Genomic DNA, 9,200 nt, shown 5'->3' with positions numbered 1-9,200 from the left:
GCACCTATGTGGATAACTTGCTGGCCGGCCAGCCGCCGAGCGACGTCACCCCGCAACTGCGCCGCACCTTGCTGGAGCTGGCGATCACCCGCAGCGACCTGCTCGAACGCCTGAGCCGCGAGCTGAGCGCGCTGCTCAACGAGTCGATCACCCTGCAACTCAACCAGAAACAACTGCTGAGCACCGCCACCACCCTGCGCGCGACGCTGGATGAGCAGATGTTCTGGATCCCCAGCAACAAGCCGCTGGACACCGAGTGGCTGGAAACCGTGCCGGCGCACCTGAGCAAGCAAGTCACCACCCTGCCCTGGGCTTCCAGCGTCAGCGAGTTGTACGACGGCCTGACCCAGCGCCCGCTGCTGTTCCTGCCGTTGCTGCTGTTGATCGGCGCGCTGCTGTGGCGCCGCAAGGCCCTGTACCAGCGCCTGAACAAAGTGCATCTGGACATCGGCCACTTCAAGCGCGACAGCCAGTGGCACACGCCGCAGGCGATTTTGATCAATATCCTGCTGGCCATGCCGGTGGCCCTGGGCCTGGCGCTGTGCGGCTACGCGCTGCAGATCGACGCCCGCGGGCAAAACGCCAACCTTGGCGCGGCCTTGCTGCAAATCGCCCAAGCCTGGCTGGTGTTCTACACCGCGTACCGCATCCTGGCGCCGGGTGGCGTGGCTGAACTGCATTTCCGCTGGGAAAAACCCCAGGTCGAATTCCTCCAGGGCTGGGTGCGCAAACTCGGGCTGGTGGTGCTGGCGCTGGTGGCCGTGGTGGCGATTGCCGAGCACCAACCGGCAGCCCTGGCCGATGACGTGCTGGGCATTGGCGTGGTACTGACCTGCTACGCATTGATGGCCTGGCTGCTCGGCCGCCTGCTGCTGAACAGCCCGACCCACGAAAAAGCCTCGCTGTTCCGCAAAGCCGTAGGCCTGGTGTTTACCGCGCTGCCCATCGCGCTGTTTATTGCCGTGTGCTTCGGCTACTACTACACCGCGCTCAAGCTCAGCGACCGGCTGATCAACACCCTGTACCTGCTGATGTTCTGGCTGGTCATCGAAGCGACGTTCGTGCGCGGCCTGGGCGTTGCCGCACGGCGCCTGGCCTACGCGCGGGCCCTGGCCAAACGCCAGGCCGCCAAGGAAGCCGGCGACGGCGAAGCAGTGATCGAAGAGCCGACCCTGGACATCGAGCAGGTCAACGAACAGTCGATGCGCCTGATCCGCCTGGCTCTGCTCGGCGGCTTTATCGCGGCGCTGTACTGGGTGTGGTCGGACCTGATCTCGGTGTTCTCGTACCTCGACAACGTCACGCTTTACGAATACACCAGCGGCACCGGCGCCAATATCAGCATGGTGCCGATCAGCATCGGCGACTTGCTCGGCGCGCTGATCATCATCGGCATTACCTTCGCGCTGGCGCGCAACCTGCCCGGTTTACTCGAAGTGCTGGTGTTGTCCAAACTGGAGCTGGCCCAAGGCAGCGCCTATGCCACCACGACCTTGCTGTCCTATGTGATTGCCGGCGTGGGCTTTGTCTCGACCCTGTCGACCCTCGGCGTAAGCTGGGACAAGTTGCAATGGCTGGTCGCGGCGCTGTCGGTGGGGTTGGGCTTTGGCATGCAGGAGATCTTCGCCAACTTTATTTCCGGCATCATGATCCTGTTCGAGCGCCCGGTGCGCATCGGCGACACCATCACCATCGGCAACCTGTCGGGCACGGTGAGCAAGATCCGCATACGCGCGACCACCATCACCGACTTCGACCGCAAAGACATCATTGTCCCGAACAAGACGTTTATTACCGGGCAACTGATCAACTGGTCGCTGACCGACACCATCACCCGCGTCACCCTGAAACTGGGTGTGGACTACGGCTCCGACCTGGATTTGGTGAAGGAATTGCTGCTCAAGGCCGCCAGGGAAAACCCACGCGTACTGAAGGAGCCGGAACCCCACGTGTACTTCCTCAACTTCGGCGAAAGCACCCTCGACCACGAACTGCGCATGCACGTGCGCGACCTGGGCGACCGTAACCCGGTGCTGGACGAGGTCAACCGCTACATCAACCGTGAATTCAAGAAACAGCACATCAACATCTCGTTCCGGCAGATGGAGGTGTACCTCAAGAACATGCACGGTCAGGAATACAAACTGGTGCCGGTCGAAGATGATCGCAAGACCATCGCCGGGGCGGTAGCCGAGCAGGACGCCCCCGAGCCGCCAGCCGGTAAAGTCGAGGATGCGCCGGAACCACCGCCGAGCAAACTCGACTAAACCTTCTATCCCCAGCAGAATGCTCGGACATTCTGCTGGAGATGGCCGGTGAAAGCCCTCGACGAACTGACCTTCGACAACCGCTTCGCACGCCTGGGCGGCGCGTTCTCAACCCACGTACTGCCCGAGCCCCTCGACGCGCCGCGCCTTGTCGTCGCGAGCAACGCCGCCATGGCCCTGCTTGATCTCGACCCGGCAGTGGCGCAAACGCCGGTATTCGCCGAGTTGTTCAGCGGGCACAAGCTGTGGGCCGAAGCCGAGCCGCGGGCGATGGTCTATTCAGGGCATCAATTCGGCGGCTACACCCCGCAACTGGGCGACGGCCGTGGGTTGTTGCTGGGCGAGGTGTACAACGAGGCCGGCGAGCATTGGGACCTTCACCTCAAAGGCGCCGGGCTCACGCCTTACTCGCGCATGGGCGATGGCCGCGCGGTGCTGCGTTCTTCGATTCGCGAGTTTCTGGCCTCCGAAGCGCTGCATGCACTGGGCATCCCCAGCAGCCGCGCCTTGTGCGTGATCGGTTCCGATACGCCGGTGTGGCGCGAGAAACAGGAACGCGGCGCGATGGTGCTGCGCCTGGCCCACAGCCATATCCGCTTCGGGCATTTCGAATATTTCTACTACACCAAGAAGCCCGAGCAGCAGGCGGAACTGGCCGAGCACGTGCTGTCACTGCACTACCCCGCGTGCAAGGAACAGCCCGAGCCCTACCTGGCGATGTTCCGCGAAATCGTCGAGCGCAATGCCGAGATGATTGCAAAATGGCAGGCCTATGGTTTCTGCCACGGCGTGATGAACACCGACAACATGTCGATCCTCGGCATCACCTTCGACTTCGGGCCTTTCGCGTTCCTCGACGACTTCGACGCGCACTTTATCTGCAACCATTCGGACCATGAAGGCCGTTACTCCTTCAGCAACCAGGTACCGATCGGCCAGTGGAACCTCAGCGCGCTGGCCCAGGCGCTCACGCCGTTTATCAGCGTCGACGCGTTGAAAGAGGCCCTGGGCCTGTACCTGCCGCTGTACCAGGCGCACTACCTGGACCTGATGCGCCGCCGACTCGGGCTCACCACCGCCGAAGACGACGACCAGCCATTGGTGGAGCGTCTGCTCAAACTGATGCAGAACAGCGGCGTGGATTACACGCTGTTCTTCCGCCGCCTGGGCGACGAATCGGCCGCGCTGGCCGTGGCGCGCTTGCGCGATGATTTTGTCGATATGGCCGGCTTTGATGCCTGGGCCGAACGCTACAAGGCCCGCGTCGCGCGAGACGGCGCTGGCACCGAAGCAGAACGCCGCGAACGCATGCACGCGGTCAACCCGCTGTACATCCTGCGCAACTATCTGGCGCAAAACGCCATCGCCGCTGCCGAGTCCGGCGATTACAGCGAAGTGCGGCGGTTGCATGAAGTGCTGAGCAAACCGTTTGAAGAGCAGACGGGGATGGAGCAATACGCCCAGCGGCCGCCGGATTGGGGCAAGCATCTGGAGATCAGCTGTTCGTCGTAAAGCCTCAGATAAAGGTTTCCACCGACACGCCGAACCGCTCCGCCAGCCAACGAATCTGCCGCACGTTGAGCTGGCGCTTGCCGCTCAACACCTCAGATACGACCGACTGCGCGCCGACCCCAGGCAGGTCGCTCTGGGTGAGATTATGTTCGCGCATCATATAGCGCAGCACATCAACACCAGTGGCGACGGGCATTGGGCGGTGTGCATGGTCGTAGGCTTCGATCCAGTCGCTGAGGATGTCCACCAGGCTCATGAGCGGGCTGTCTTCGTTTTCGCCGATCAGGCTTAACAACTCGTCCAGACCCAGCACCAGCGCATCGTAGTCTGCTTCATTTTCTGGTTTGCGCATCACCGGCGAAACGAACTGCCAGTGTTCGGCCGCTATTCGCATAAGCGCGCTCATCGGATTTTTTCCTTCCATTTATCTTTCTCGTAATCGCGATGATCAAGCAGGTGCTTGATGTAAACGCGCTGCGCCCGATACTCCACGCAAGCAATCAACCTCAGCTTGTTGCCGCCAATATCGAATACGTGAAAATCCCCGACCTTATCCGTGGTCGGAAACATGGTTTTCATCGCTGCGAAGTCCTTGGGGGCATTTCGCTTCATGACTCGATACCACTGGTCCAAAGCCGTTGCTGTACGTGGCCACTTTTCCTTTGCTTCCCAGATCCTTTTCTCGCTGATCACTCGCATGCAACATCCTTATCGCATCTTGCTATGAAGGTTAAACCCGTATCCCGAATATCGCAATTTGCTATAGCGGCAAACAGACCAATGGCTCAAAACAAAACGTGCTCTACCAGCCTAGATAGGCAAGCACACATCAGCACGGGCGAAACTGTGAGTGGATAAGTCGCCTCTCCACGCCTTGATAAACCCCGGGCCCGACTCCAAATACACTCCATTGGCCATACCCAAGGAGCCCCCCATGTCCGAACCGCTCGTCATCCCTTGCCCACATTGCAACGGCCTCAACCGCATTCCCGGCGAACGCCTGGCTGATGCGCCCAAATGCGGGCGGTGCAAGCAGCCGGTCTTGTTGAACAAGCCTTTTGAACTGAAGCAAGGCGACTACGCCAGCCAGATCAAGGGCGACCTGCCGTTGCTGGTGGATGTGTGGGCCGAGTGGTGCGGGCCGTGCAAGTCGTTTGCGCCGGTGTTCGAGCAGGCGGCTGGACAGTTGGAGGGCAAGTGCCGGTTGGCCAAGCTCGACAGCGAGGCCAACCAGCAACTGTCGGCGCAGTTGGGAATTCGCTCGATTCCCAGTTTGATTCTGTTCAAGAACGGCCGCGAAGTGGCGCGCCAGAGCGGGGCGTTTCCGTTGCCGCAGTTGATGAGCTGGTTGCGTAGCCAGGGCCTCTAACCCGACCTCAAGAACGCTGTGGGCAAAATGTGGGAGGGGGCTTGCCCCCTCCCACATTGGAACCAGGTTGTCCTGGGGTCACGCGTTTTCCAGCAGGTTATGCAACTCCACAAACTGCTGCGTCAGCTTGTGCCGTGGGTCCAGGTGGATCAGCGGCTTATTCTCCTGGTGCGATTCGCGCATGCGCACCGAGCTGGCGAGGTACACCGGCAGTACCGGCAGGCCTTCGGCAATCAACTCATCGAGCATCTGCTGCGGCAGGCTTGCCCGCGCCTGGAACTGGTTGACCACAATGCCTTCCACTTCCAGGCCTTCGTTGTGGTCCTCCTTCAATTCTTCGATCTCAGCCAGCAGCCCATACAGGGCCTGGCGCGAGAAGCTGTCGCAATCGAAGGGGATCAGCACACGATCAGCGGCAATCAATGCCGAAACCGCGTAAAAATTCAGTGCGGGCGGGGTATCGAGATAAATCCGGTCGTAGTCCTCGCTCAATTCATCCAGCAGCTTTCGCAGCTTGTTGATCTTGTGCTTGGCCTCAAGCTTGGGCTGCAGGTCAGCCAACTCGGCGGTGGCGGTGATGACGTGCAGGTTGTCGAACGGCGTTTCATAGATATCCACGCGATTCTTCTTCGAAAACGGCCCGGACGACAGGGTCTGCTTGAAGAATTCGGCAATGCCCATCGGGATATCGTCGCCGGTCAGCCCGGTGAGGTACTGGGTTGAGTTGGCTTGCGCATCGAGGTCCACCAACAGGGTTCGATAGCCTTCACTGGCGCTGACCGCCGCCAGGTTGCAGGCGATGCTGGACTTGCCAACGCCACCTTTCTGATTGAACACCACACGCCGCATGGAAAAACCTCCGTGTATCAATGAATGTCCGAGTGTAGAGGGCAAAAGCGCCTGTTAGCTACCTCGTTCATCCATGCACTGCTGCATTAAAAACGGCCTGTAGTACGACACATACATCAAATCAGGAAGGGTCCGACAGCCCCGCCAGGTCCCCGGTGACGGACAATCTGTAAATCTTTCGGACTATTTTGTAATTGACCTTGGACAAACCTTTACCAAAGTTTGCTAGAACCCCGCGGCACCCGGATAATGCGCGCCATTCGGCTACTGCTCCCTGTCCCGGTATTCGGGGCCAACGGCCGCACATGGAAGCCCGCAGGGGCGGGAAATCTTCTCAGTGATCACTTTCAACATCGCCCAATGGCGCGCGTGGGCCCCTGGCCTCGAAAGCGCGGAAGACTGGCACGCCTGGTGCCGGAACCCGGTGTTGCTGCCCGCCAGCGAAGCGTCCCCCGATGTGTCATTCCTGCCGGCCATGCAGCGCCGGCGCTTGAGCCGCCTGGCGCGCATGGCCTTCAGCGTGGGCTGGCCACTGGCAGAAGGCCTGCAGGACTTGCCGCTGGTGTTTATTTCGCGGCATGGCGAAACCCCGCGCACCCTCGACATCCTGAGTGACCTGGCCAACGACCAGCCGCTGTCGCCGACCCAATTCAGCTTGTCGGTGCATAACGCGGTCATTGGCCTGTGGTCGATCTTGCGCAATGAAACCGCCGAAATGACCGCCCTCGCCGCTGCCGGCGATGGGCTGGAGCATGGGATGCTCGAAGCCGCCGCGCTGCTCAACGAAGGCGCCCCAGCCGTTTTGCTGGTGATCACCGAGGAACACCCTCCCGAGGCCTATGCCAGCTGGATCGTCGATGTGCCCTTCCCCTATGCCCTGGGCCTGTTGCTGACGCCGGGCGACGAGTGGCAGTTGGAACTAAACAGCGCCACTGTCCAACTCAGTCAAACCCAGTGGCCACACGCACTGAACCTGCTGCGCACCCTGCTCACTGAACAGGTCGCCTGCCAACATGCCTGGAAGAACCGCGTATGGAACTGGCAACGCAAGCCCTGACCGATAAACCCCGGGACGCCTACTACTGGCGCCTGTTCGCCACCGCTGCCAGCTTTGCGCTGTTCGGCTTCGGAGGGCTGTGCCTGCGATTGCTGGTGTTTCCCCTGCTCAGTTGCCTGCCGGGGGACGCGGCCAGCCATCGGCGCCGCGCGCGCCATACGATCAGTTGGTTGTTCTGGTTCTTTATTCGCCTGATGCAGCGCGCCGGGGTGCTGACCTACAGCGTCGAAGGCGCGGAAAACCTCGGTCGCCCGGGCCAGATGATTATTGCCAACCACCCGTCGCTGATCGACGTGGTGTTTTTGATCGGCCTGGTGCGCCAGGCCAACTGCGTGGTCAAGCAGAGCCTGTGGCAAAACCCCTTCACCCGCGGCCCGGTACGGGATGCAGGGTATATCAGCAACGACGGCAGCGCCGAAATGCTCGATGCCGCCGCAGACGCCCTGCGCGGCGGCCAGACCCTGATCATTTTTCCGGAAGGCACCCGCACCACACCCGGCGCGGCGCCTGCCTTTCATCGCGGGGCCGCCGCCATTGCGCTGCGTGGTGCGACAATCATCACCCCCGTGGTGATCAAGGTCAGCCCCACCACCCTGACCAAGGCCGACCCCTGGTATCGCATCCCAAAACGCCGCGTGCACTTCAGTTTGCGCGTGGGTGCCGATATAGAACCACAGGCCTTTGCCGCACTGGGGCCCGCGCCCCAGGCCTCGCGCAAGCTCAACGATTACCTGCACCACTATTTTACTAAGGAGCTCGCCGAAGATGAGCGACCAACAACGCCTTGAGCACGACATAAAGACGCTGATCATCGAGGCCCTGGGCCTGGAAGACATCAGCGCCGACGACATCGGCAGCGAACAAACCCTGTTCGGCGAAGGCCTGGGCTTGGATTCGGTCGACGCCCTGGAACTGGGCCTGGCGATCCAGAAAAAGTACGGCATCAAAATCGATGCCGACGCCAAGGACACCCGCAATCACTTCACCAACGTGGCCAGCCTTGCGGCGTTCGTCACGGCCAGACAGGCAGCTTGAGACCGGACCATGCAAACTCGTGACGATATTTTCAACACCCTGCGCGATGCCTTGGTGGAACTGTTTGAACTGCCCCCGGAGCGCGTCACCCTCGACGCCAACCTGTACCAGGACCTGGAAATCGACAGCATCGATGCCGTGGACCTGATCGACCATATCAAGCGCCAGACCGGCAAGAAGATCGCAGCCGAAGAGTTCAAGGCCGTGCGCACCGTCAACGACGTGGTTGAGGCGGTGTACCGTCTGGTCACGCCGGCCGCATGAGCCGCCTGATCGGCCTTGGCCTGTTGCTGGCAGGGCTGCTGTACCCCTTTGCGGTGTATTACGGCACCGAGCACTTTGCGCCGTGGCAATTCGGCCTGTTGCTCGGCAGCCTGTGGCTGTTGCGCGCGTTGACCGCCGCACGCCGCCCCGGCAGCCGCTGGATGGCGGTGGCGGTGATCGTGTTCTGCCTGCTGCTGGCCTGGTTCGACAACCCGCACCTGTTGCGCTGGTACCCGAGCCTGGTCAGCGCGTTCATGTTGGCGCTGTTCGGCCTGAGCCTGAAATACGGCCCGCCGATGGTCGAGCGCCTGGCGCGCATGACCGAGCCGGACCTGCCACCGAGCGCCGTTGTGTATACGCGCCAGGTCACCGTGGTGTGGAGCGTGTTTTTTCTGTGTAATGGCCTGCTCGCCGCCGCCCTCACCCTGTGGGCGCCGCTGAGCTGGTGGACGTTGTACAACGGCCTGATCGCCTACGGGCTGATGGGGCTGTTGTTTGCCGTGGAATGGCTGGTACGACAAAGGGTTCGAGGCCGCGTATGAATGGGTTGAAACTTGAGCACGTGTTGCTCGAGCCGCTGGAACAGCGTTTGGTCACCACCGAGCCTGCAATGAATCACGCCCAGCTGTGGGCCCACGCCTTGAGCCTGGCCGCGGGCCTGCAAGCGCGTGGCATCAAGCGCGTGGCCGTGCACCTGGAAGACGCCGGCCTGCTGGCGATTGCCCTGCTGGGCGCCTGGCGTGCCGGGGTCAGCGTGCTGCTGCCCGCCGACCTGCAACCCCAGACCCGCCAACGCTGGGACACCGCCGTGGACGCCTGGCTGATCGACGCCGGCGACCTCGACGCG

The 9,200-nt window shown here is 61.6% G+C and carries 11 protein-coding genes and 1 pseudogene; 9 read left to right on the top strand and 3 right to left on the bottom strand.

The annotated features are described in order from the left end of the window. Together mscK and selO are read left to right on the top strand one after the other, a co-directional pair. A partial coding sequence (gene mscK, locus WBR57_RS27005; RefSeq protein WP_424088196.1) for a mechanosensitive channel MscK occupies window positions 1–2,267 on the top strand: 2,267 nt, incomplete at its 5' end. Window positions 2,268–2,315: 48 nt separating this feature from the next. Next, complete coding sequence (gene selO, locus WBR57_RS27000; RefSeq protein WP_424088194.1) at window positions 2,316–3,779, top strand: protein adenylyltransferase SelO; 1,464 nt, start codon at window positions 2,316–2,318, stop codon at window positions 3,777–3,779. Between the two features lie 4 nt (window positions 3,780–3,783). Here selO and WBR57_RS26995 read toward each other — a convergent pair whose 3' ends face one another. Together WBR57_RS26995 and WBR57_RS26990 are read right to left on the bottom strand one after the other, a co-directional pair. Then, window positions 3,784–4,185 (bottom strand): helix-turn-helix domain-containing protein, encoded by a 402-nt coding sequence (locus tag WBR57_RS26995; RefSeq protein WP_424088192.1) that lies wholly within the window; start codon window positions 4,183–4,185, stop codon window positions 3,784–3,786. Then, the gene (locus tag WBR57_RS26990) at window positions 4,182–4,478 is read right to left on the bottom strand and encodes a type II toxin-antitoxin system HigB family toxin (protein WP_424088190.1); all 297 of its coding nucleotides are present in this window, start codon (window positions 4,476–4,478) and stop codon (window positions 4,182–4,184) included. The genes WBR57_RS26995 and WBR57_RS26990 overlap by 4 nt, the downstream gene beginning before the upstream one ends. A 235-nt stretch (window positions 4,479–4,713) precedes the next feature. Here WBR57_RS26990 and trxC point away from each other — a divergent pair, with 235 nt between their 5' ends. Further along, the gene (gene trxC, locus WBR57_RS26985; RefSeq protein ID WP_424088188.1) at window positions 4,714–5,148 is read left to right on the top strand and encodes a thioredoxin TrxC; all 435 of its coding nucleotides are present in this window, start codon (window positions 4,714–4,716) and stop codon (window positions 5,146–5,148) included. Between the two features lie 78 nt (window positions 5,149–5,226). Here trxC and WBR57_RS26980 read toward each other — a convergent pair whose 3' ends face one another. After that, on the bottom strand, window positions 5,227–5,997 hold the full coding sequence (locus tag WBR57_RS26980; protein ID WP_012721840.1) for a ParA family protein: 771 nt from the start codon (window positions 5,995–5,997) through the stop codon (window positions 5,227–5,229). A 337-nt stretch (window positions 5,998–6,334) separates the two neighbouring features. Between WBR57_RS26980 and WBR57_RS26975 the strand changes: the two genes are divergently transcribed. From WBR57_RS26975 to WBR57_RS26950, 6 genes and pseudogenes are all read left to right on the top strand, one after another. Continuing rightward, window positions 6,335–7,054: a beta-ketoacyl synthase chain length factor gene (locus WBR57_RS26975; RefSeq protein ID WP_424088185.1), complete on the top strand. Its 720-nt coding sequence runs from the start codon at window positions 6,335–6,337 to the stop codon at window positions 7,052–7,054. Further along, entirely contained in the window at window positions 7,030–7,842 is an 813-nt protein-coding gene (locus WBR57_RS26970; protein WP_424088183.1) for a lysophospholipid acyltransferase family protein, read from the top strand. The genes WBR57_RS26975 and WBR57_RS26970 overlap by 25 nt, the downstream gene beginning before the upstream one ends. Beyond that, the gene (locus WBR57_RS26965; RefSeq protein WP_060755178.1) at window positions 7,820–8,089 is read left to right on the top strand and encodes a phosphopantetheine-binding protein; all 270 of its coding nucleotides are present in this window, start codon (window positions 7,820–7,822) and stop codon (window positions 8,087–8,089) included. Before WBR57_RS26970 ends, WBR57_RS26965 begins: the two co-directional genes overlap by 23 nt. Window positions 8,090–8,098: 9 nt before the next feature. Beyond that, on the top strand, window positions 8,099–8,353 hold the full coding sequence (locus tag WBR57_RS26960) for an acyl carrier protein (RefSeq protein WP_016979215.1): 255 nt from the start codon (window positions 8,099–8,101) through the stop codon (window positions 8,351–8,353). Further along, on the top strand, window positions 8,350–8,895 hold the full coding sequence (locus WBR57_RS26955) for a hypothetical protein (RefSeq protein ID WP_424088180.1): 546 nt from the start codon (window positions 8,350–8,352) through the stop codon (window positions 8,893–8,895). Before WBR57_RS26960 ends, WBR57_RS26955 begins: the two co-directional genes overlap by 4 nt. Beyond that, window positions 8,892–9,200 (top strand): annotated as a pseudogene (locus WBR57_RS26950) (AMP-binding protein); the annotation flags it as partial. The gene WBR57_RS26955 and the pseudogene WBR57_RS26950, both read left to right, overlap by 4 nt.

This window comes from Pseudomonas sp. (genome assembly GCF_049590575.1).
Lineage (GTDB): Bacteria > Pseudomonadota > Gammaproteobacteria > Pseudomonadales > Pseudomonadaceae > Aquipseudomonas.
Note: the sequence above shows the minus strand (reverse complement) of the source record. Positions and strands in the feature narration are given on the sequence as shown.

What these genes read in the sequence shown, in the direction of transcription:
- WBR57_RS26990 (WP_424088190.1), bottom strand. Translation starts at nt 4,478, where the DNA reads ATGCGAGTGATCAGCGAGAAAAGGATCTGGGAAGCAAAGGAAAAGTGG.
- WBR57_RS26995 (WP_424088192.1), bottom strand. Translation starts at nt 4,185, where the DNA reads ATGAGCGCGCTTATGCGAATAGCGGCCGAACACTGGCAGTTCGTTTCG.
- WBR57_RS26970 (WP_424088183.1), top strand. Translation starts at nt 7,030, where the DNA reads ATGGAACTGGCAACGCAAGCCCTGACCGATAAACCCCGGGACGCCTAC.
- WBR57_RS26960 (WP_016979215.1), top strand. Translation starts at nt 8,099, where the DNA reads ATGCAAACTCGTGACGATATTTTCAACACCCTGCGCGATGCCTTGGTG.
- WBR57_RS26965 (WP_060755178.1), top strand. Translation starts at nt 7,820, where the DNA reads ATGAGCGACCAACAACGCCTTGAGCACGACATAAAGACGCTGATCATC.
- trxC (WP_424088188.1), top strand. Translation starts at nt 4,714, where the DNA reads ATGTCCGAACCGCTCGTCATCCCTTGCCCACATTGCAACGGCCTCAAC.
- WBR57_RS26980 (WP_012721840.1), bottom strand. Translation starts at nt 5,997, where the DNA reads ATGCGGCGTGTGGTGTTCAATCAGAAAGGTGGCGTTGGCAAGTCCAGC.
- WBR57_RS26955 (WP_424088180.1), top strand. Translation starts at nt 8,350, where the DNA reads ATGAGCCGCCTGATCGGCCTTGGCCTGTTGCTGGCAGGGCTGCTGTAC.